General features: G+C 60.6%; 20 protein-coding genes and 2 rRNA genes. 19 read left to right on the forward strand and 3 right to left on the reverse strand.

Annotated features, from left to right (window positions below):
• The 10 genes from ACFIQF_RS22780 to ACFIQF_RS22825 all read left to right on the forward strand — a co-directional run.
• Nucleotides 1-1,007, forward strand: a 23S ribosomal RNA gene (locus ACFIQF_RS22780); the annotation flags it as partial.
• Between the two features lie 217 nt (nucleotides 1,008-1,224).
• Nucleotides 1,225-1,337, forward strand: a 5S ribosomal RNA gene (rrf, locus tag ACFIQF_RS22785).
• A 130-nt stretch (nucleotides 1,338-1,467) separates the two neighbouring features.
• On the forward strand, nucleotides 1,468-1,872 hold the full coding sequence (locus ACFIQF_RS22790) for a MerR family transcriptional regulator (RefSeq protein WP_393945960.1): 405 nt from the start codon (nucleotides 1,468-1,470) through the stop codon (nucleotides 1,870-1,872).
• Nucleotides 1,873-1,965: 93 nt separating this feature from the next.
• A complete protein-coding gene (locus tag ACFIQF_RS22795) occupies nucleotides 1,966-3,147 on the forward strand; it encodes an isovaleryl-CoA dehydrogenase (RefSeq protein ID WP_393945961.1) in 1,182 nt (393 codons plus the stop codon).
• Nucleotides 3,148-3,197: 50 nt separating this feature from the next.
• Entirely contained in the window at nucleotides 3,198-3,860 is a 663-nt protein-coding gene (gene can / locus ACFIQF_RS22800) for a carbonate dehydratase (RefSeq protein WP_393945962.1), read from the forward strand.
• A gap of 127 nt (nucleotides 3,861-3,987) precedes the next feature.
• A complete protein-coding gene (locus ACFIQF_RS22805; protein WP_393945963.1) occupies nucleotides 3,988-5,169 on the forward strand; it encodes an acetyl-CoA C-acyltransferase in 1,182 nt (393 codons plus the stop codon).
• Nucleotides 5,170-5,203: 34 nt separating this feature from the next.
• Nucleotides 5,204-6,298 (forward strand): hypothetical protein, encoded by a 1,095-nt coding sequence (locus tag ACFIQF_RS22810; RefSeq protein ID WP_393945964.1) that lies wholly within the window; start codon nucleotides 5,204-5,206, stop codon nucleotides 6,296-6,298.
• On the forward strand, nucleotides 6,295-6,921 hold the full coding sequence (locus tag ACFIQF_RS22815) for a pyridoxamine 5'-phosphate oxidase family protein (protein WP_393945965.1): 627 nt from the start codon (nucleotides 6,295-6,297) through the stop codon (nucleotides 6,919-6,921). Before ACFIQF_RS22810 ends, ACFIQF_RS22815 begins: the two co-directional genes overlap by 4 nt.
• A gap of 11 nt (nucleotides 6,922-6,932) precedes the next feature.
• Nucleotides 6,933-7,595 (forward strand): SDR family oxidoreductase, encoded by a 663-nt coding sequence (locus ACFIQF_RS22820; protein ID WP_393945966.1) that lies wholly within the window; start codon nucleotides 6,933-6,935, stop codon nucleotides 7,593-7,595.
• Nucleotides 7,596-7,646: 51 nt separating this feature from the next.
• Entirely contained in the window at nucleotides 7,647-8,777 is a 1,131-nt protein-coding gene (locus ACFIQF_RS22825; protein WP_393945967.1) for an acyl-CoA dehydrogenase family protein, read from the forward strand.
• Nucleotides 8,778-8,872: 95 nt separating this feature from the next.
• Here the strand turns inward: ACFIQF_RS22825 and ACFIQF_RS22830 are convergent, their stop codons facing one another.
• Complete coding sequence (locus ACFIQF_RS22830; RefSeq protein WP_393945968.1) at nucleotides 8,873-9,400, reverse strand: MarR family winged helix-turn-helix transcriptional regulator; 528 nt, start codon at nucleotides 9,398-9,400, stop codon at nucleotides 8,873-8,875.
• An 81-nt stretch (nucleotides 9,401-9,481) separates the two neighbouring features.
• Here ACFIQF_RS22830 and badH point away from each other — a divergent pair, with 81 nt between their 5' ends.
• The 5 genes from badH to ACFIQF_RS22855 all read left to right on the forward strand — a co-directional run bounded on the left by badH (nucleotide 9,482) and on the right by ACFIQF_RS22855 (nucleotide 15,136).
• Complete coding sequence (gene badH / locus ACFIQF_RS22835; protein WP_393946001.1) at nucleotides 9,482-10,246, forward strand: 2-hydroxycyclohexanecarboxyl-CoA dehydrogenase; 765 nt, start codon at nucleotides 9,482-9,484, stop codon at nucleotides 10,244-10,246.
• Between the two features lie 35 nt (nucleotides 10,247-10,281).
• Entirely contained in the window at nucleotides 10,282-11,064 is a 783-nt protein-coding gene (badI, locus tag ACFIQF_RS22840; RefSeq protein WP_393945969.1) for a 2-ketocyclohexanecarboxyl-CoA hydrolase, read from the forward strand.
• 9 nt (nucleotides 11,065-11,073) lie between these two features.
• Nucleotides 11,074-12,225, forward strand: coding sequence for a cyclohexanecarboxyl-CoA dehydrogenase (aliB, locus tag ACFIQF_RS22845; protein WP_393945970.1), 1,152 nt, complete (start codon nucleotides 11,074-11,076; stop codon nucleotides 12,223-12,225).
• 66 nt (nucleotides 12,226-12,291) lie between these two features.
• A complete protein-coding gene (gene aliA / locus ACFIQF_RS22850; protein WP_393945971.1) occupies nucleotides 12,292-13,947 on the forward strand; it encodes a cyclohexanecarboxylate-CoA ligase in 1,656 nt (551 codons plus the stop codon).
• A gap of 178 nt (nucleotides 13,948-14,125) precedes the next feature.
• Nucleotides 14,126-15,136 carry a Bug family tripartite tricarboxylate transporter substrate binding protein gene (locus ACFIQF_RS22855; RefSeq protein ID WP_393945972.1) on the forward strand — a complete coding sequence of 337 codons (1,011 nt, stop codon included), beginning with the start codon at nucleotides 14,126-14,128 and terminating at the stop codon, nucleotides 15,134-15,136.
• A gap of 82 nt (nucleotides 15,137-15,218) precedes the next feature.
• On the opposite strand, the gene ACFIQF_RS22860 is transcribed toward ACFIQF_RS22855, so the two are convergent.
• Entirely contained in the window at nucleotides 15,219-15,713 is a 495-nt protein-coding gene (locus tag ACFIQF_RS22860; RefSeq protein WP_393945973.1) for a DUF421 domain-containing protein, read from the reverse strand.
• Between the two features lie 420 nt (nucleotides 15,714-16,133).
• Between ACFIQF_RS22860 and ACFIQF_RS22865 the strand changes: the two genes are divergently transcribed.
• Together ACFIQF_RS22865 and ACFIQF_RS22870 are read left to right on the forward strand one after the other, a co-directional pair.
• On the forward strand, nucleotides 16,134-16,547 hold the full coding sequence (locus tag ACFIQF_RS22865; protein ID WP_393945974.1) for a YchJ family protein: 414 nt from the start codon (nucleotides 16,134-16,136) through the stop codon (nucleotides 16,545-16,547).
• Between the two features lie 35 nt (nucleotides 16,548-16,582).
• Complete coding sequence (locus ACFIQF_RS22870) at nucleotides 16,583-17,263, forward strand: HAD family hydrolase (RefSeq protein ID WP_393945975.1); 681 nt, start codon at nucleotides 16,583-16,585, stop codon at nucleotides 17,261-17,263.
• Between the two features lie 17 nt (nucleotides 17,264-17,280).
• Here ACFIQF_RS22870 and ACFIQF_RS22875 read toward each other — a convergent pair whose 3' ends face one another.
• The gene (locus tag ACFIQF_RS22875; protein ID WP_393945976.1) at nucleotides 17,281-18,588 is read right to left on the reverse strand and encodes a hydroxymethylglutaryl-CoA reductase, degradative; all 1,308 of its coding nucleotides are present in this window, start codon (nucleotides 18,586-18,588) and stop codon (nucleotides 17,281-17,283) included.
• Between the two features lie 149 nt (nucleotides 18,589-18,737).
• Between ACFIQF_RS22875 and ACFIQF_RS22880 the strand changes: the two genes are divergently transcribed.
• The gene (locus ACFIQF_RS22880) at nucleotides 18,738-20,189 is read left to right on the forward strand and encodes an aminotransferase-like domain-containing protein (RefSeq protein WP_393945977.1); all 1,452 of its coding nucleotides are present in this window, start codon (nucleotides 18,738-18,740) and stop codon (nucleotides 20,187-20,189) included.
• Nucleotides 20,190-20,323: 134 nt separating this feature from the next.
• Nucleotides 20,324-21,523, forward strand: coding sequence for an ABC transporter substrate-binding protein (locus ACFIQF_RS22885; RefSeq protein ID WP_393945978.1), 1,200 nt, complete (start codon nucleotides 20,324-20,326; stop codon nucleotides 21,521-21,523).
• Nucleotides 21,524-21,600 lie beyond the last annotated feature (77 nt).

Genomic DNA, 21,600 nt, shown 5'->3' on the forward strand with positions numbered 1-21,600 from the left:
GTAAACGGCGGCCGTAACTATAACGGTCCTAAGGTAGCGAAATTCCTTGTCGGGTAAGTTCCGACCTGCACGAATGGCGTAACGATGGCCACACTGTCTCCTCCTGAGACTCAGCGAAGTTGAAATGTTTGTGATGATGCAATCTCCCCGCGGAAAGACGGAAAGACCCCATGAACCTTTACTGTAGCTTTGTATTGGACTTTGAACAGATCTGTGTAGGATAGGTGGGAGGCTTTGAAGGGTGGATGCTAGTTCACCTGGAGCCGACGTTGAAATACCACCCTGGTGTGTTTGAGGTTCTAACCTTGGTCCCTAATCGGGATCGGGGACAGTGCATGGTAGGCAGTTTGACTGGGGCGGTCTCCTCCCAAAGCGTAACGGAGGAGTTCGAAGGTACGCTAGTTACGGTCGGACATCGTGACGATAGTGCAATGGCATAAGCGTGCTTAACTGCGAGACTGACAAGTCGAGCAGATGCGAAAGCAGGACATAGTGATCCGGTGGTTCTGTATGGAAGGGCCATCGCTCAACGGATAAAAGGTACTCTGGGGATAACAGGCTGATACCGCCCAAGAGTTCATATCGACGGCGGTGTTTGGCACCTCGATGTCGGCTCATCTCATCCTGGGGCTGTAGTCGGTCCCAAGGGTATGGCTGTTCGCCATTTAAAGAGGTACGTGAGCTGGGTTTAAAACGTCGTGAGACAGTTTGGTCCCTATCTTCCGTGGGCGCTGCAGATTTGAGGAAGCCTGCTCCTAGTACGAGAGGACCGGAGTGGACACACCTCTGGTGTATCGGTTGTCACGCCAGTGGCATTGCCGAGTAGCTATGTGTGGAAGAGATAACCGCTGAAAGCATCTAAGCGGGAAACTCGTTCCAAGATGAGATCTGCCGGGGGCTTGACCCCCCTAAAGAGTCGTTCTAGACCAGGACGTTGATAGGTTGGGTGTGGAAGCGCAGCAATGCGTTAAGCTAACCAATACTAATTGCTCGTGCGGCTTGACCCTATAACTTTGATGATCCCCACCTTAGAAGGGGATGCATGCGAAGACAACACTGCAACTGCAGTTATGCCAAAGGCCTAGCGTGTTACAATGCACAGCTCAGGTCGGCGCAATCAAATTACACGCTGATAGCAACAAGCGAAAGCTTGCTGCAGACTCTATGAATTCGCTTGGGTAGCCACCAAAGATCGCAAGATCGGCTGCCTGGCAAAAAGTTATGCCTGATGACCATAGCAAGTTGGCCCCACTCCTTCCCATCCCGAACAGGACAGTGAAACGACTTCGCGCCGATGATAGTGCGGATTCCCGTGTGAAAGTAGGTCATCGTCAGGCTCTTATCCTGCTAACCCCCGTGATCTCAATGGTCTCGGGGGTTTTGCTTTTACGGCGCGCCGGTTTGTGCCTGGGTGACTTGCTGATTTCTGCCGCGCATTGATAATGCACCTTCAACAAGGATTTGCGCATGGGGACAGTCACCGCCACCTACACCATCAGCGATTTGGCCGAGGAGTTCGATCTCACCACCCGCGCCATTCGTTTTTACGAAGACATGGGGCTCTTGCACCCTGCGCGCGCGGGTGTCAGCGGCAAGCAGCGCATTTATTCGGCCAAGGATCGCACCCGTCTGCGTTTGACGCTGCGCGCCAAGCGCTTGGGCTTGAGCCTGCAAGAGGCTAAAGAGATTCTGGATCTGTACGAGTCGCCTCGCGACACGCAAATGCAGCTGGCTCGGTTTGTGCAACTGCTCTCTGGCCACCGCGAGCGCCTGCATTCGCAGTTGGCAGATTTGCAAGCCAATTTGGCAGAAATTGACGAACATCTGCGCGAAGCGCAAGAGCTGCTGCAGATGCCGGCTGGAAAAAAATAGCTTATATTTGACGTTAACGTAAACGTAGGTGTCGCAGTCGCAGTGCATGCTGCCATACCTCAACAATGACAGAGCCATCAAGGAGACAAGCACATGTCCGGACTTCCAGGTTTGAATTTCCAGCTCGGCGAAGATATTGATGCATTGCGCGACGCAGTGCGTGAGTTTGCCCAGGCAGAGATCGCTCCGCGCGCTGCCGAAATTGATCGCAACGACCAGTTCCCAATGGATCTGTGGCGCAAGTTTGGCGATCTGGGCGTGCTGGGTATCACGGTACCCGAGCAGTACGGTGGCGCTGATATGGGCTATCTGGCACACATGGTGGCAATGGAAGAGATCTCGCGTGCCAGTGCCTCGGTGGGCTTGTCATATGGCGCGCACAGCAACCTGTGCGTGAACCAGATCAACCGCAACGGTAACGACGCACAAAAGGCCAAGTACTTGCCCAAGCTGATCAGCGGCGAGCATGTCGGCGCTTTGGCCATGAGTGAACCAGGTGCTGGCTCTGACGTGATCAGCATGAAGCTGCGCGCTGAAGACAAGGGCGGCTACTACGTGCTCAACGGCAACAAGATGTGGATTACCAACGGCCCCGATGCAGATACCTTGGTGGTGTACGCCAAGACCGAGCCTGAGCTGGGTGCCCGCGGTGTGACGGCTTTCCTGATCGAGAAAGGCATGAAGGGTTTCTCGATCGCGCAAAAACTCGACAAGCTGGGCATGCGCGGCAGCCACACGGGCGAGCTGGTGTTCCAGAACGTCGAGGTACCTGCAGAGAACGTGCTGGGTCAGGTTAACGGCGGCGCCAAGGTGCTGATGAGCGGCCTGGATTACGAACGCGCTGTTTTGACTGGTGGTCCGCTGGGCATTATGCAATCGGTGATGGACAACGTGGTGCCGTACATCCACGACCGCAAGCAGTTCGGCCAGAGCATTGGTGAGTTCCAGCTCATCCAGGGCAAGGTGGCTGATATGTACACCGTGCTGCAAGCAGGCCGCTCTTTTGCCTATACGGTTGCTAAAAACCTCGATCTGCTCGGAACGGACCACGTTCGCCAAGTGCGCAAGGATTGTGCGAGCGTGATTTTGTGGTGCGCCGAAAAAGCCACCTGGATGGCTGGCGAAGGCGTCCAAATCTATGGTGGCAATGGGTATATCAACGAGTACCCGCTCGGTCGTTTGTGGAGAGATGCGAAACTCTACGAAATTGGCGCCGGCACCAGCGAGATTCGTCGCATGCTGATCGGTCGCGAACTGTTCGCGGAAACCTGCTGACAGCGCGCGTGCTGCGCCATCCTTGACAACCGAATCCAAAGGATAGCTTTATGACTACGACCTCCATCGAAGAACTCTTTGTCCACAACCGTGAGTGGGCAAGCCAGGTGGAGCGTGATCGCCCCGGGTTCTTCACCGGGCTGATGTCGCAGCAACATCCCAAGTACATGTGGATCGGCTGCTCCGACAGCCGCGTTCCTGCCAACCAGATCACCGGTCTGGAGCCGGGCGAGGTGTTTGTTCACCGTAACGTGGCCAACGTGGTGGTGCCCAGCGATCTGAACTGCCTGTCCACCATCCAGTACTCGGTGGACCAGCTCAAGATCGAGCACCTGATGGTCGTAGGCCACTATGGCTGCGGCGGCGTGATGGCTGCGCTGGAAGGCCTGCGTCTGGGCCTGGTGGACAACTGGACGCGCCACGTCCGCGATATTCGCGACAAGCACATCCAGCTGTTGCAAAACCTCAAGCCCCAGTTTCGCCATGATGCGCTGTGCGAACTCAACGCCATCGAGCAAGTGGTGAACGTGGCGCAAAGCACGGTGCTGCAAGATGCCTGGGCTCGTGGCCAGAAGGTCACCCTGCACGGCTGGTGCTACAGCCTCAAGAACGGCCTGATCACCGACCTGGGCATGACCGTGCCTGGCGTGGGCGGCCTGGAAGAGGTGTACCAAAAAGCCATCGACAACGTGGCCACACGCGTTCGCGAATAAGGCGCGCAAGCCGGATCGCGGGCAGGCCGAGCAAGGATGACTTGGCCGCTTTTACCGATCCATAACACCCCAAGACCAAGGCCTGTTTGCAGGCCTTGTTTTCAGCAGCAACACACAGGAGACAAACATGAAAGATCCCATCGTCATCGTCGGCGCAGCTCGCACCCCCATGGGTGGCTTTATGAGCGATTTCGCCGACCTGTCGGCCAACGACCTGGGCGGCGCGGCCATCAAGGCAGCCGTAGCGCGTGCCGGCATCGCTCCGGAGAAGGTGGAAGAAGTCTTGTTTGGCAACTGCTTGATGGCTGGCCAGGGCCAGGCGCCCGCACGCCAGGCGCTCTTCAAGGGCGGCCTGCCCAAGAGCACGGGTGCTGTCACGCTGTCGAAGATGTGCGGTGCAGGTATGGAGGCCACTATCCTGGCGCACGACCAGTTGGTGGCAGGCAGCCGAGATGTGATGGTGTCTGGTGGTATGGAGAGCATGACCAATGCCCCGTACCTGCTGAAAAAAGGCCGTGGCGGCTACCGCATGGGGCACGACAAGGTGTTCGACCACATGATGCTCGACGGCCTGGAAGACGCTTACGAGCCCGGCCGCTCCATGGGTACTTTTGGTGAAGACTGTGCGGCCAAATACCACTTCACCCGCGAGCAGCAAGACCAGTTCGCCATCGCCAGCGTGGAAAGAGCGCAAGCCGCTACCAAGTCCGGCGCTTTCAAGGACGAGATCACGCCGGTCACGTTGAGCACGCGCAAGGGCGAGGTGACGATTTCCGAGGACGAAGGCCCGGCCAAGGCCAAGCTGGACAAGATCACCAGCCTCAAGCCCGCTTTCAAAAAAGACGGCACGATCACCGCCGCCTCCAGCTCCAGCATCAACGACGGTGCTGCCGCTCTGGTGCTGATGCGTGAATCCACAGCTAAAGAGCTGGGCTGCAAGCCTTTGGCGCGCATTGTTTCGCACGCCACTTTTGCGCAAGAGCCTGAGTGGTTCACCACGGCCCCCATCGGTGCCACTGAAAAGGCGCTGAAAAAAGCCGGCTGGAAAGTCGAAGACGTGGATCTGTGGGAAATCAACGAAGCCTTCGCCGTGGTGCCCATGGCGCTGATGCACGATCTGAAGGTGCCGCACGACATCGTCAACGTCAACGGCGGCGCTTGCGCGTTGGGCCACCCCATCGGTGCCAGCGGTGCGCGTATTTTGGTCACCCTGCTGTATGCGCTGAAGGCGCGTAACAAGAAGCGCGGCCTGGCAACCCTGTGCATTGGTGGGGGAGAAGCCACCGCCATGGCGATCGAGATCGTCTAAATCCTGCAAAATGGGCTGGTAAAGGAGGCTCGCCATGAACGACGATGCACACACCGACCAGCCCCTCTTGCTGGACACGCAGGCCCTGGAAGGTTTTTGGCAGGCATTTGCCTACGATGAGCGCAATCTTGCGCTGTTGCCCGATCAGGAATTTGTCGCCAAAGCCAACGACATTCTGGCCTTGTACGCGCCCGAACTGGCGCTGGAGTTGGAGCACTCGGACGGCAGCTTGTTCAAGCGCCTCATCATCAGTGCGCACGGCAATACCGACCAGTTTGAAAACGCCATGGCGCTGGTGCGCGCTGCGCCCAGCCTGCCAGGCTACAAGGTGCAGGCGTTTCGCAGCCGCACGCTGGGCAGCGATTTCAGCATGGGCATGGCGGGCTTCGAGCTGGCTTGCTCGGATGTGCTGGTGGCGCATTACGACGCTGGCGGCGTAGTCGGCCTGGAGCTGGCTTTTGAAAAAATCATCCCCGCCGATATGCTGGAACATGCTCAGCACATGAGTTTCATCATGCTTGACCATGTACTGGGCGAGTGGGATTTTGCGGTGCGCGTCGGCCCGGTGGATTTTGTCGACGCTTTTTCGCAAGGCGTCAGCGGGGCGGAGCCGCTGTCAGTGTTTCCGCCCATCTTCGATGCATTCCAGCGCGAGGACATGGGCCGCAGCTACCGCTTTCCCAAAGGCGACGACGACCAGTGGACGGTTTTCGATGTTCGCCAGCGTGGCGCTGCCCAAGATGCGCCGGCGGGCCAATTATCGCTTCGCGTAGCTGCCAACGCCGTGGCTACGCGGGCCGACTTGCCGCACTACCTTGAGGTGAGCATGCCCGTCGCCAACCAGCAAGAGCTGGAGGCAGCCAAGCTGGTGCAGACCAGTTTGCAAGCCGCCTGGGAGCCGCTGGAGCAAGGTATTCTGGCATTCAGTCGCTTGAGTGGCGAGGGTGATCTGGTGTCTGGTTTCTATGTTGAAAACCCCGATGCCGCAGTACACCAGGTACATGCTCTGGCGCAGCAACACGCTGAATCTTTGGACGTGGAAGTCAGCACCATGTTCGATCCCTCGTGGCAAGAATACGGTGCGTTGTATGCCGCCGCTGGCCCACGCCCCGAAGGCAAAGCGGCATGATCACCACGCAAGCGCAACTGCGCACGCTCTACGCCGAGCCTGCCGAGCGGGCGCTGCGCAAGCAGTTGGACCATCTGGATGCGCACTGCCAACGCTTTATTGCGCTGTCTCCGCTATGTGTCGTGGCAACCGGTGGCGCGGCTGGTGCATTGCTCGATGCATCGCCGCGTGGCGGCCCGCCCGGCTTTGTGAAGTGCGCTGATGCCAAGCACCTGCTGCTGCCCGACGCTGGTGGCAACAACCGCCTCGATTCGCTCAGCAACCTTCTGGCAGACCCACGCATTGGTTTGCTGTTTCTGGTGCCGGGTGTGGATGAAACCTTGCGTGTGAACGGCGTGGTGCGCCTGCGTGACGAGGTGGAATTCACCAACCGCTTTGCCGCCGAGCGCCAATTGCCCAAACTGGTGCTGGAGATCGAGGTGCGCGAAGCCTATTTGCATTGCGCCAAGGCGCTGATGCGCTCCAAGCTGTGGGCGGCGGAAACCCAGGTGGAGCGCAGTGTGCTGCCCACGCTCAACCAGATGATCCATGATCAGATCGGCCAGCAAGCTGCACCGGAATCGCAGGCCGCCATGGTGCAGCGCTACCGCGAGCAAATCGTGCAAGAGCAGGGCGAAAGCTGAGAGAGGCGGCCATGGCAGCAATACTGGTGATTGGTGCATCGCGTGGAATCGGCTTGGAGTTGGTGCGCCAATACCGAGAAGCGGGGCATCGGGTGATCGCTACGGTGCGCAAAGCTGCAGACCGCGAGCGTGTGCAGGCGCTGGGCGCCGAGGTGCACTTGGTCGATGTAGCGCAGCCCGCCAGTGTCAGCGGTCTGGCATGGCTGCTGGATGGCGAAAAGCTCGAAGTGGCTTTGTATGTAGCCGGCGTGTGGAGCGCGCCAGATGCCGCCACGCCGCCTACGCAAGAGCAGTTTGATGCCGTCATGCACACCAACGTCCTGGGCGCCATGCAAGTGCTGCCACAGGTGGCGCCCATGGTGCAGGCGGCGCAAGGTGTGTTGGCTTTGGTATCCAGCGAGATGTCGCTGCTGGGCGAAGCGGGGCCGGATGCCTGGCTGTACCGCGTCAGCAAAGCCGCGCTCAACATGGTGGTAGCCAGCGCTCAGCCGCGTTGGCCGGGCATGCGGCTGGTGGCGCTGGACCCGGGTTGGGTGCAGACCGAAATGGGCGGCGCAAGCGCACCGTTGACGCTGCAGCAAAGCGTTGGCGGCATGGTGCAAACCTTGGCCGGTGTCAGCGAGAAAGACGCTGGCCGCATGCTGCGCCACGATGGCGTGCGCGTGCCCTGGTAGCCCAGCCGCACCACTAAGAATTTTGCAAAACAGACAAGGAGACACCGTCACATGTTGCTGACCGAAGACCAAAAGATGATCCGCGATGCCGTGCGCGAATTTGCGCAAGCCGAGCTGTGGCCCAACGCTGCGCAGTGGGACCGTGATCACCACTTTCCCAAAACTGTGCACCAGGGCCTGGCGCAGTTAGGCGCTTATGGCATCTGTGTGCCAGACAGCTTGGGCGGTGCCGGGCTGGATTACATCAGCCTGGCTTTGGTGTTGGAAGAAATTGCGGCCGGCGACGGTGGCACCAGCACGGCCATCAGCGTGACCAACTGCCCCGTCAATGCCATTTTGATGCGCTACGGCAGCGATGCGCAAAAGCAAAGATGGTTGGCGCCATTGGCGCGTGGCGAAATGCTCGGTGCCTTCTGCCTGACCGAGCCGCATGTGGGTTCGGACGCCAGTGCGCTGCGCACCACTGCTAGCAAACAAGGCGACAGCTATGTGATCAATGGCGTCAAGCAGTTCATCACCAGCGGCAAGAACGGCCAGGTGGCGATTGTGATTGCGGTCACCGACAAGGGCGCCGGCAAAAAAGGCATGAGCGCTTTCCTGGTACCTACCGACAACCCCGGCTACCAGGTGGCGCGGCTGGAAGAAAAGCTGGGCCAGCACAGCAGCGACACGGCGCAGATCAACTTTGAAAACTGCGTCATCCCAGCTGAGAACCTGATTGGTGCCGAAGGTGAAGGCTACAAGATTGCGCTGGGCGCACTGGAAGGCGGACGCATCGGCATTGCCGCGCAAAGCGTTGGCATGGCTCGCAGCGCATTCGATGTGGCTGTGCAATACGCCAAAGAGCGCGAGAGCTTCGGCACGCCCATCATCAACCACCAGGCGGTGGGCTTTCGCCTGGCCGAATGCGCCACGCAAATCGAGGCTGCGCGCCAACTGATCTGGCATGCCGCCAGCTTGCGCGATGCCGGTTTACCTTGCTTGAAAGAGGCCGCCATGGCCAAGTTGTTTGCCAGCGAAATGGCTGAGCGCGTTTGCAGCGCCGCTATCCAGACCTTGGGCGGTTATGGTGTGGTGAACGACTTCCCGGTAGAGCGCATTTACCGCGATGTGCGCGTGTGCCAAATCTACGAAGGCACCAGTGATGTGCAGAAAATTCTGATCACGCGCGCGCTGATGTAAGGCTTACATTTCTATGTATCCAGCCCCGCGGTTGCAGTGCGCAACGCGGGGCTTTTTCATGCCTGCGCCGGCCGGCTCTTACTGCATGGCGCACCTCATTGCGACTCGTCACCTTCGCCGCTGCCCGTTTGCTGTGCGTCGATCGCCTGCATGTTGTCCAGCAATTTCAGCAGGTAGTGCAGGGAATGCACCATGTCGTTGCTGGAAAAGCCTTCCAGCGCCTGCTCGTAGTAGCCGGCAATCGAGGCCGCAGCATCGTGCTGCCACACCTGCTTGCCAGCCTCGGTCAGTTGCACCAGGCGCGCCCGTTTGTCGCTCGGGTCGGTCAGCATCTGCACGTAGCCCGTGGCTTCCATGCGGGTGAGCAGGCCAGCCAGGTTTTGCCGACTGACCAGCAGATAGCGCGCCAAATCGCCCACGCCCATGCCTTGCGCGGCTCCGGCCCGCGACAGGGCGCCCATCACCGCCCATTGCTGCGTGGTCAGGCCTTGTGCTTCCACCGCCTTGGTGCCAGTTTTGTGCAACATGTTGGCGCATTGGTAGAGCTTGAAGAACAGGCGGTTGGCCAGGTCAATGCGCAGCTGTTGCGGGTTTTCTCTAGGTGTGGAAGCTGTTTTGCCCATGAATTTGCTCTTGCGTGCTGAAATTGTTTATGTAAATATATTGCTCAATTAATCACTGCGCAAGCGCAGAAGGAGCAAATGATGGCACGTTTTGAAGGGCAACATGTTGTAGTAACCGGTGGCGGTGGCGGCATTGGTAGCGCCACTTGCAAGCGCTTTGCACAAGAAGGCGCCAAGGTCACGGTGCTCGACAAGCAATTGGCTGCGGCGCAAGCCGTTGTAGCGAAAATTCAGGCCGCAGGCGGGCAAGCACAAGCGGTGGCGTGTGACATCACTGACCGCAGCAGTGTCGATGCCGCCGTGCAGGCTGCCGAGCAATGGGCACCCGTCGACGTACTCGTCAACAACGCGGGCTGGGATGTGTTCAAGCCCTTCACCAAAACCAACGAAGGCGAATGGCAGCAGCTGATTGCCATCAACCTGGTGGGTGCGCTGAACATGCACCACGCGCTGTTGCCCAAAATGGCCGAGCGCAAGGCCGGCCGCATTGTGAACATCGCTTCTGACGCAGCGCGCGTTGGCTCCTCGGGCGAAGCGGTTTATGCCGCTTGCAAAGGCGGTTTGGTGGCACTGTCCAAAACCTTGGCGCGCGAGCATGCTCGTCACAACATCACCGTGAACGTGGTGTGCCCTGGCCCTACCGACACGGCGCTGTTCGCCAGCTACAAAGACGGTGCCAGCAACCCCGAGAAGCTGCTCGAGGCATTCACCCGCTCCATACCGCTGGGCCGCATCGGCCAGCCCGAAGATTTGCCGGGCGCCATTCTGTTTTTTGCTTCGACCGACGCTGCCTACGTCACCGGCCAGGTGATCAGCGTGTCGGGCGGTTTGACCATGGCCGGCTGAGGCTGCCAACTCTAAAGAACCTTGAGGAGACTGACATGCAATTTGAAGACATCTTGTACGAAGTGCGCAACGGCGTGGCCTGGATCACGATCAACCGCCCCGAGAAGATGAACGCTTTTCGCGGCACCACTTGCGACGAACTGATCAAGGCCTTGAACGCCGCCGGCTATGACCGCTCGGTGGGCTGCATCGTCTTGGCCGGTGCGGGTGACCGCGCGTTTTGTACCGGTGGCGACCAGTCGGCGCACGACGGCAATTACGACGGCCGCGGCACCATCGGCTTGCCGATGGAAGAGCTGCACACCGCGATCCGCGATGTGCCCAAACCGGTGATTGCCCGCGTGCAAGGCTTTGCGATCGGCGGCGGCAACGTGCTGTGCACCATCTGCGATCTGACGATCTGCTCGGACAAGGCCATCTTCGGCCAGGTCGGCCCCAAGATGGGCTCGGTCGATCCGGGTTATGGCACCGCTTTCCTGGCGCGTGTGGTGGGCGAGAAAAAGGCGCGCGAAATCTGGTACCTGAACAAGCGTTACTCGGGCGAAGAGGCTGTGGCCATGGGCCTGGCCAACATCTGCGTAGCGCCCGAAAAGCTCGATGAGACCGTGCAAGAGTGGGCAGAAACCATCTGCGAGCGCAGCCCCACGGCCATTGCCATTGCCAAGCGCAGCTTCAACATGGACACGGCGCACCAGGCGGGCATTGCCGGCATGGGCATGTACGCGCTCAAGCTGTACTACGACACCGACGAATCGCGCGAAGGCGTGAAAGCCCTGTCGGAAAAGCGCAAGCCCGATTTCCGCAAATACGCCAAGTAAAGCAGCACCATGAATCCCTATCTCGATGACGATTTGTTGAGCCTGTCCGAGTCGGTGCGCCGGTTTGCCGAGGAGCGCGTGGCGCCCGGTTTTCTGGAGCGCGACCAGACCCGCGTGCTCGATCGCGGCCTGATGCGCGAGATGGGCGCCATGGGCCTGATTGCGCCCGAGCTGCCCGAGAAACTGGGCGGCCAGGGCATGGGCTGCCTGGCCGCCGGCGTGGTGCACGAAGAGCTGGCGCGCGCCGATTTGAGCATGTCTTATGTGCCGCTGCTTGCCTCGCTGAACGCCCAGATTCTGGCCGCCCACGGCCAAGCCGATGTGGTGGGCCCGTGGCTGCAAAAAATGGTGGCGGGCGAGGCGCTGTGCGCGATTGCCTTGACCGAGCCGCGCGGTGGCTCGGACGCGGCAAGCCTGCGCCTGAAGATCGAGCGCGAAGGGGATTTCTACGTGGTCAGCGGCGAGAAAACCTCGATCTCGGCGGCCGACCAGTGCGACATCGCCGTGGTATTTGGCCGCACCGGAACGGTGGAATCGGGCGCGCATGGCGTGACTGCTTTGCTGATTCCGATGGATTTGCCCGGCATCACCCGCAGCCGCTTTGACTGCCATGGTCAGCGTGCCATCGGCCGTGGTTCACTGTTCTTCGACAAAGTGCGCGTGCCGGTATCGCACCGTCTGGGCGACGAGAACAAAGGCTTCGTCCAGGTGATGCAGGGCTTTGACTATTCGCGTGCGCTGATTGGCCTGCAGGTGCTGGCAGTGGCGCGTGCGGCGCTGGACGATGCCTGGGAATACGTGGCTCAGCGCCAAGCGTTTGGCAAACCGCTGTCGGCCTTTCAAGGCGTCTCGCATCCGCTGGCTGATTTCGACACGCAAGTCAACGCGGCGCGCCTGCTCTGCCTGCAAGCGCTCTGGCTCAAAGACCAGGGCAAGCCGCACAGCGCCGAGGCCGCCATGTGCAAATGGTGGGCGCCCAAACTGGCTTACGACTGCATCCACCAATGCCTGCTGATGTTCGGCCACGGCGGTTACGACCGGGGCGTGATGGAGCAGCGCTTGCGCGATGTGCTGGGCTTTCAGATCGGTGACGGTACGGCGCAGATCATGAAAACCATCATTGCCCGCGAGCGTGCGGGCCGCCAGGCAGTACCGGCGTAAAGCCAACGGCCCCCAAAGCGCAGCCATAAGCGCGGAGCCGCACACCCCTCAACCAGGAGACAACACATGCAGTTTGATGCCGTATTGCTGGCGCCGCGCCGCGCCCACATGGTCGAGCAAGCTTGGTGGCAGGACACCACCATCAACCAGGCACTGGACGAAGCAGTGCGCCGCTCGCCGGACAAGCTGGCGCTGGTGGCACAGCGCAGCGGTGATGCGCCGGCCAGGCGCTTCAACTATGCCGAATTGGGGCGCATGGCAGACCGCGTAGCTGTTGGCTTGTGGCGCTTGGGCGTGCGGCCTGCGGATGTGGTGGCTTGCCAGTTGCCCAATGTGTGGCAGTTCAGCGTGCTGTATCTGGCCTGCGCTCGCATTGGCGCGGTGCTGAACCCGCTGATGCCGATCTTCCGCGAACGTGAGCTGAACTTCATGCTGGGCCATGGCGAAGCCAAAGTGGTGGTCGTGCTCAAAGACTTTCGCAATGTCGATTACGAGGCCATGCTCAAAGGCATACAGCCGCAGCTGCCGCATTTGCAGCATGTGCTGAGCATTGGCGGTGCGGGCGCGGACAGTTTTGAAGCCTTGTTGGAGCAGCCTGCCTGGGAGCAGGAGGCGGATGCTGCGCAAATTCTGTCGCAGCACCGCGTGGCGCCAGATGCGGTCACGCAGCTTATCTACACCAGCGGCACCACGGGTGAGCCCAAGGGCGTGATGCACTCGTCCAATACCTTGATGGCCAACATCCGTGCCTATGCCGAGCGCTTGGCCTTGGGCGCAGACGATGTGGTGCTGATGGCATCGCCCATGGCGCACCAGACCGGCTTCATGTACGGGCTGATGATGCCGGTGATGTTGGGCGCCACGGCGGTACTGCTGGATGTGTGGAATGCGGCCACCGCCGCGCAACTGGTGCGGCAAGAAGGCTGCAGCTTCACCATGGCCTCGACGCCCTTCCTGAGCGATTTGTCGCGCGAAGTCGCCAGCAGCGGGCCGGTGCCCAGCTTGCGCACCTTCCTGTGCGCAGGCGCGCCCATTCCGGGGCCCTTGGTGGAGCAAGCACAGGCAGCGCTGGGCGCGCAAATCATCTCGGCCTGGGGCATGTCGGAGAACGGCGCAGTCACCACCACCTTGCCCAGCGACGGCGCCCACCGCGCAATCGAAACCGATGGTCTGCCTTTGCCGGGTGCCGAGGTGAAAGTGGTGGATGCCGACGGCCAGGAGCTGCCGCGTGGAAGCATCGGGCAGCTCTGGGTACGTGCCAATTCCAACTTTGGGGGCTATCTGAAACGCCCCCATCTGAACGCCACCACGGAAGACGGCTGGTTCGACACCGGCGACCAGGCGCGCATGGACGAACAAGGCTACATCCGCATCACCGGCCGCAGCAAAGATGTGATCATCCGCGGCGGCGAGAACATTCCGGTGGTTGAGGTGGAATCGCTGCTTTACAAACACCCTGCCGTCGCTCAAGCCGCCGTTGTCGCATATCCCGATGAGCGCCTGGGCGAGCGTGCTTGCGCCGTCATCGTCACCAAACCGGGCGTGGCTGCACCGGTGCTGAGCGACATCACCGATTTCCTCAAGAGCCAGAAAGTGGCACCGCATTACCTGCCTGAGCGATTGCTGGTATTGGCCGAGATGCCCGCAACGCCCTCCGGGAAAATACAGAAATTCCGCTTGCGCGAGCAATTGCTGGCGCTGATCGCGTCTTCCCCGTCTTAAACGCGGGTTGTCAGTCTCCGTAGAGGCGCAGGCTGCTTGGCGTCTCTGCCTCTTCACCGCTGCGTGCGGTGTTGTTCGTGTTGGGTTGGTGCGGAAGTTTTTTGCACCAGCATTTTTGCGCCACCAACAGGCGCGTTCAAAAGAAGCCATGCAATGGCACCAGGAGACAAAGATGGTCATGCAAAAGACAGGAGTGGCGCAGTCCAGCAAACGCAAATTGAACCAGCGTGCATGGGCTGCGGCTGTGGTGGTAACCACGGGTATGTTGGCAGCAGGCAGCAGTTGGGCGCAGGCTGCTTGGCCCAGCAAGCCTGTGCGCATAGTGGTGGGCTTTGCGCCCGGCGGGACCACCGATGTGATGGCGCGCTTGGTGGGCAAGGATCTGTCAGAGCAGCTGGGCCAGCCGGTGGTGATCGACAACAAACCCGGCGCCAGTGGCAATATTGCGGTGAGCGAGGTGGTGCGTGCGGCGCCCGATGGCTACACCTTCCTGGTGGCTCCGACAACGGTGGAAACTGCGAATCCTTCGCTCTTCAAATTCAACCTCAACCCGGCCAATGATTTGCAAGCGGTAGCTGGCATGGGTAAAACGCAGATGTACCTGGTGGCTAAACCGGGGCTGGCGGCTACCAATGTCAAAGAGCTGGTGGCCTTGGGCACCCAGCCGGGCAAGCAATTGGCTTTTGCATCGTCTGGCACGGGGACGGCACCGCATTTGGCCTGCGAGTTGTTCAAGCAAGCTACCAAGGTGAACTTTGTGCATGCGCCGTATCGCGGTGCTGCACCGGCATTGCAAGATGTGATGGCGGGACAAGCCGATTTTGTGTGCGATCCGGGTATTGCCTTTCAGCATATTCGCAGTGGCAAAGTCAAGCTGCTTGGCATCGTCAGCAGCAAGCGCTCGCCATTTTTCCCGGAGGTTCCAACGGTGGCCGAGCAGGGCTTTGCCGGGGCTGATCTGGACATCTGGTTTGGCATGTGGGCGCCCAAAGCAGCACCGCCAGAGCTGGTCAGCCGCATGAGCCAAGCGGTGGCCAAGGCCTTGGCCAATCCGCAGGTCACGGCCAAATATGCAGATTTGGGCGCGGAAACCGTGACCATGAGCACCGCGGCTATGAAGGCCAAGCTCAAAGAAGAAGCCCAGGTTTTGAGCACCCTTATCACGCAGCAAAACATCAAGGCCGAATAGCGCGCACGGATCAACGGCTCAGCCTGTTTTGCTGTGGCGGGCAGGCAGGCTGGCGCTGCAAAGCACCAAGCTCCACAGGTCGTCACACGCCGTCCTGCTGGCTCGTGCTGTCGCGGTTGCGCATCACGATGGTGATCTGGCCGTTGGTCTCGATGGTGGCTACCTCGACTTCATAGGTGTGCAGGCAGCCTGCGGCGCGCAAGGCGGCCTTGAGGTCGTCGCTGGTGATCAGCTCCGACTGCATCACATCGTGGTTCACATTGCCATTGGCGATCAGGCGCTTGGGCAGCCCGTCGACCAGGCGCGAAACCCAGCGGCTGTGGTAGCTGAGTTGGGCCAAAATCGTGTGGCAGGCAATCAAGGTGGCGGCGGAAATCAGGCCGCCGATCAAAGAGTTGTCGCCCGCGTTCATCGAGTTTTGCACTGCGTTGGACAGGATCAACAGCAAGATCATGTCGAACAAATCGTATTGGGCGTACTGGCGCCGACCGGTCAGCCGCAAGAAAATCAGCAAAAACGCATAGACCACGATCCCGCGAACCACAAACTCCCACCATGGCACACTCATTGCGAACATGAGACTCTCCTCGCTGCAGCCACATAGCTGACGCCAGTGTAGGCAGGGCGCTGGCTGCCGGTCAGGCAATAGCTTGGGGCGCAAGATGGATAAGCGCTTGGCGCGCAATTGCCGGATAATCGCTGGCGCAACCGGGTGTCCATGGCGAAATGGAAGGGATCTTCTTGGAATATCAGGAGCAGACAAGAACTGATTGACCGGTATTCAAACAGCTTTACTTGGCAGTGAAGCGGGCGCTGGAATCGTTCACCACAGTGGCGAGATGGCCGCTTAGGCGCGACGCCACGGGGGCAGACAGTACCTGGGTACGGCCACCCCGTGCAACAAAGCATAAGCGGTCATATCGCCACCCCAAAACGAAGACTCCCAAACACAGGCTTACAGCTGGCTTCGGCACTACACTTGTGTCCCTAGATATTCATGAAGAACCAAAAGAAAACCCCTGCTGCGGCTGATGCCGCTCTTTGTCCTTGCGGCTCCGGTGCTGGCTACAGCGCTTGCTGCGGCCGCTATGTGGAAGATTTTTTGAACACGCCAGCGCCCGATGCCGAGCGCCTGATGCGCTCGCGTTACAGCGCTTTTGTGCTGGAGCGCGCTCCTTATTTGCTGGCCACTTGGCACGCGCCGCAGCGCCCGCCTCAGCTGGAGTTCGATCCGCAGTGCCGCTGGCTCGGTTTGCAGGTGAAGGATTTTGTGCAGAGCGATGACACGCACGCCGAGGTCGAGTTTGTTGCTCGCTATAAAGTACAGGGCCGCGCCGTGCGCCTGCACGAGCGCAGCCGGTTTGTGCAAGAGCACGGCCGCTGGTTTTATGTGGATGGCGACCAGTTTTGAGGCGTTCGCCAACCCTGCCCAACAAGGATTCAAAGATGACGAAGACCACCCGTTTCGATGCGGTGCTGTTTGATTGCGATGGTGTGCTGGTGGACAGCGAAACCATCACCAACCGCGTGCTGTGTGCCATGCTCAACGAAGCGGGCTGGGCAGTGTCGGCAGAGGAATGCCTGCAGCTGTTCATCGGCAAAATGGTGCGCAGCCAGAAAGCCCTGATCGAAGCCAACACCGGCAAGCCTTTGACCGATGCCTGGATGGAAGAGTTCTATGCGCGCCGCAACGCTGCGCTGGAAAAGGATGTGCAAGGCATTGAAGGCGCGTTGGAGGCGGTGAAAGCCTTGCACGCCCGGTTCAATGGCCAGATCGCCTGTGCATCGGGCGCGGACCGCAAAAAGGTGGAGATGCAATTGCGCATTGCCGGCATGCTGCCGTACTTTGAAGGCCGAATTTTCAGCGGCCACGAGCTGCCGCGTACCAAGCCTTTCCCCGATGTTTATCTGGCCGCAGCCGCCGCGCTGGGCGCAGACCCCAAGCGTTGTTTGGTCATCGAAGACAGCGTAACCGGTACGCAAGCTGGCGTGGCTGCCGAGGCCACTGTCTGGGCTTACCACCCGCCGCTGCACGCTGTTTGCCCAGCGCATGAGCTGCAGGCTGCAGGTGCTGCCCGTTGCTTTGAAAACATGGGTGATTTGCCGCAATTGGTAGCTGCGGCATAAGCAGCCGTTAGCGCCTATCAGCGCTTGGCGCGCAGCTCGGCCAGCACTTCCAGAGCGCGGTCGGTGCGCACATCGTGCTCTGCGGCCAGGCGCTTGGCTACCAGCTCCACTTCTTCGCCGCTGGCGCCGGCCACCAGCGCAATATTGCGGGCATGCAGTGCCATGTGGCCGCGCTGAATTCCTTCTGTGGCCAGGGCGCGCAGGGCGCCCAGGTTCTGCGCCAGGCCTACGGCGGCAGCAATCTCGCCCAGCTCTTGCGCCGATTTCACGTTCATGATCTTCAGCGCCAGGCGTGCCAGCGGGTGCGTCTTGGTGGCGCCGCCTACCAGGCCCACGGGCATGGGCAGTTCGATGGTGCCCACCAGGGCGCCGCTGCTGTCTTTCTCCCATGTGGTGAGCGATGTGTAGTGGCCGTTGCGGCTGGCGTAAGCGTGCGCGCCGGCTTCCACTGCGCGCCAGTCATTGCCGGTGGCAACGATGACCGGATCGATACCGTTCATGATGCCTTTGTTGTGGGTGGCTGCGCGGTACGGATCCACAGCGGCGAAGGTGTAGGCATCCAACACGCCTTCGATGATTTCTTCGCCGCTGCGCTCTGCGGTGGCCAGTGTCTTGGCGCTCAGGCGCACGCGGGCGCGGGCCAGGCGCAGATCGGCCAGGTTAGAGAGAATGCGCAGGCGCACCGAGCCGCCGGTGATCTGCTCCACCAGCGGTGACACCGATTCGGCCATGGTGTTGACGGTGTTGGCGCCCATGGCGTCGCGCACATCCACCACCAGATGCATCACCACCATCGGGCCGCGTGGCGTGCTGGGGAAGACGTGGACTTCGATGTCCTTGCAGCCGCCGCCCAGGCCAATCAGCACTTTGTCGCGGCTGTTGGCCAGCGCCAGAATCTGCTCGCGCGCCTGGAACAGCGCCAAGCGTGCGCCGTAGGGATCGCCGACGCCCAGAATCTGCACCTGTGCCCGCATCAAAGGCTGGGTGCTCGATGTCTGAAAGCCACCATCTTCACGAGCCAGCTTGGCCATGTACGAGGCGGCGGCAATGATCGACGGCTCTTCCACCGCCAGCGGCACCAGCACGTCGCGCCCGTTGATCTGGAAGTTGCCGGCCACGCCCATCGGCAGCTCGAAAGTGCCGATCACGTTTTCAATCATGCCGTCGGCCAAAGCAGTGGGCAGCGCCCCGGGCTGGCTGATCAGCGCCCTTTCTGCATCACTCAGCTGGCAGAGGTTGGCCACATGGTCCCAGCGTTGGGTGGGGTTCATGGCGCGAAAGTTGGGGAGGCGGGAGTCGATGGCCATAGTCGTTTTTCCAGGCAATTGGCCGCTGCGTGGATCGAGCGGCAACAAACAGTGACTCGAACTGTATGCAGGCTGTACCGTTCAAAAAAGGTACAGTTTGTGAGAACAGTGTCATTGCGCTGCAGCAATGACTTCCATTTTTCTTTTTCTCAGGGACACTGCGAACCATGCCCCGAAGCTCTGCCCCAATTGCCGAAAAACTGGCCGATTTGATCGCCCAGCAGATCCGCCATGGCGTCTACCAGGCTGGGGACAAACTGCCCTCGTTGCGCGAGCTGGCGCAGTTGCATCACTACGCCAAGAACACCGTGGTCTCGGCCTTTGAGCTGCTGGTGTCGCGGGGCCTGGTCGAGCCGCGCCGGGGCTCGGGCTTTTATGTCTCGCAGCAGTTGCAGCGCAAAAAAGTGGCCGAAGACGACAACGGCCAGCTGGTGCGCGCCATGGACACGGTGTGGCTGGCGCGCGAGCAGCTCATCTCGCAACCCGAGGTGGCAGCGGTGAACGACGGTTTCCCGCCCATCGAATGGCTGGCCGATATGCGGCTGGATCGCTACCACCAAAAAGTGGTTCGCACCGGCCTGGGTACGCTGTTTCGCTATGGCAACCGCTTTGGGTATGCGCCGCTGCGCGATTCGCTGGTGCGCAAACTCGGCGTGCTGGGCCTGGCGGTAACGCCGCAGCAATTGCTGCTGACGCAAGGCGCCAACGATGCGCTGGATCTGGTGATTCGCTACTTTGTGCCGCCCGGCGCCACGGTGCTGGTTGATGAGCCGGGCTACTACCTGCTGTTTGGCAAGCTCAAGCTCGCAGGCGTGCGCGTGATTGGCGTGCCGCGCCTAGCCGATGGGCCGGATCTGGTGGCGCTGGAAAGCATTTTGGCCACCGAGCGCCCGCGCCTGTTTTTCACCCAATCGGTAGCGCACAACCCGACAGGCTCGGACCTGAGCCTGCCCAAAGCCTACCGCCTGTTGCAGCTGGCCGAAAAGCACAACCTGCTGCTGGTCGAAGACGATCCGTTTGCCGATTTCAAGCCCACGTCGGCGGTGCGCTTGTCTATGCTCGACCAGCTGGAGCGCACCATCTACATCGGCAGCTTTTCCAAGTCTTTCTCTGCCGCTTTGCGCGTGGGCTACATCGCCTGCAATGCTGAGCTGGCGAGCGATCTGGCCGACCTCAAAACCCTGGTGCATGTGAGTGGCTCGGAGTATTGCGAGCGCATGGTCGACGTGATGCTGCGCGAAGGCCGCTACGAACGCCACCTGATCAAGCTGCGCCAAAAACTGGGCGCTGCCACCGCGCAGGCGCAGCAGTGGTTGGACGAGAACGGCTGCACCGTCTTCGCGCGCAACGCGCAGACGCTTTATCTGTGGGTGCAGTTTCCGGGCGTTTTAGATTCGCTGCAATGGGCCCGGGAATTGTTGCCGCACGCGGTGAAGATGGCGCCGGGGCGCTTGTTCCATTTGGACACGGCCGCGCCATCTGCGTGGTCGCGCTGCAACGTGGCAGCCATGCTCGACCCGCGTTTCCAGGCGGCTGTGCAAACGCAACTGGCGCTGCGCAAGGAAAGCGCCAAGGCCAGCGAGCGCCTGCCAGCGGCTGTGAGCAATATGGGGCACTGATGTGACAGACCCCAGGAAAAACCCAGCAGCCATGGGGCTGCGGAGGCGGCAAGATGCACGACGCTGCTGCCAGGCAAGGAGAGCCATCGGAGTGATTGAACGGTAGACCTCAACAACGGAGCAAGGAGACAAAGATGAGCAAGAGCAAGACTGTTTTTCGTTTGAGCAAGATCGTGGCGCTGGGCGCCAGTGTGTTTGCGCTGTCGGCGCAGGCGCAGGACATCAAGATCGGCTACACGGCCGACCAATCGGCCAGCGGCGTGGCCGAGCTGGGCATTGCCGGGCGCTGGGGCTTTGAGGCGGCCATTGAAGACATCAACAAGGCGGGCGGCATTCTGGGCCGCAAGGTGGTGGGCGTGGTGCGCGACGACCAAGGCACGCCGCCCAAGGCCATTCAAACCGTGCAGGAGCTGATCGACAGCGAGAAGGTCAGCGGCATTGTGGGCCCGGCCAACTCGGGCAATGCGCTGGCCTGGTTGCATATTCCGCAGCAGAAAAAAGTGCCGGTGGTGGTGCCTATCGGCACGGCTACCGAAATCACTACGCGCTACGCCAAAGAGCCGCAAAACTACCTCTACCGCATCTCGATGGTGGACCGTGAGCAGGTGGCGCTGCTGGGTGCTTATGCGGTGAAATCGTCGAAGGAAAAGAAGATCGCCATCCTGGCCGATTCCACCGGTTATGGCCAAGGCGGTATCAAGGATGCCACCGACATTCTGGCGCTGCACGGCGTCAAGCCCGTGGCGGTGGAGAAGTACGGTCCCAAGGATACGGACATGACTTCGCAGCTCAACAAGATCAAGGCTGCGGGTGCCGACACCGTCATCATTTACGGCATTGCCGACGGCGCCGCGCAAGTGCTGCGCAGCATGGAGAAGATCAACTACATGCCCACCACGCTGGGCACCTGGGGCAATCTGAGCTCGCTGCTGCCCAAGATGGCGGGCACCAAGCTGGCCGAGCATTTGATCATGGCCGCCTCCACCACCGAAGATACTTCGGACAAGACCAAGGCGCTGGGCCAGCGCGTGCGCGTGAACTTCCCCACGCTCACCACCTTCCCTTGCTCGGCGCAAGCGTATGACTCGGTCATGCTGCTGGCTGCCGCCATGAAGCAGGCGGGCAGCACGGATGGCGAGAAAGTAGCCGCAGCGCTGGAAAACCTGAACAAGACCGAGGGCGTGATCAAGACCTACGACAAGCCTTTCAACAAGGCCAACCACGAAGGCCTGAGCGTGAGCGATTTCTACCTCGCGCGCTGGAAAGGCAGCGAAGTGGTGCGCTTTGAAGACGATGTCTACAAGTCCCTCAAGCCGGCAGACTTGAAGAAGTAAGGCGTTTTGCAGCAGGCCCGGCGGCATACGCTGCCGGGCCTGCTGCACCTGTGGCTGGGCTTTGAGCGTGGGGCGAG

It is taken from the genome of Comamonas trifloxystrobinivorans (assembly GCF_043359985.1).
Taxonomy (GTDB): Bacteria; Pseudomonadota; Gammaproteobacteria; order Burkholderiales; family Burkholderiaceae_C; genus Comamonas; species Comamonas trifloxystrobinivorans.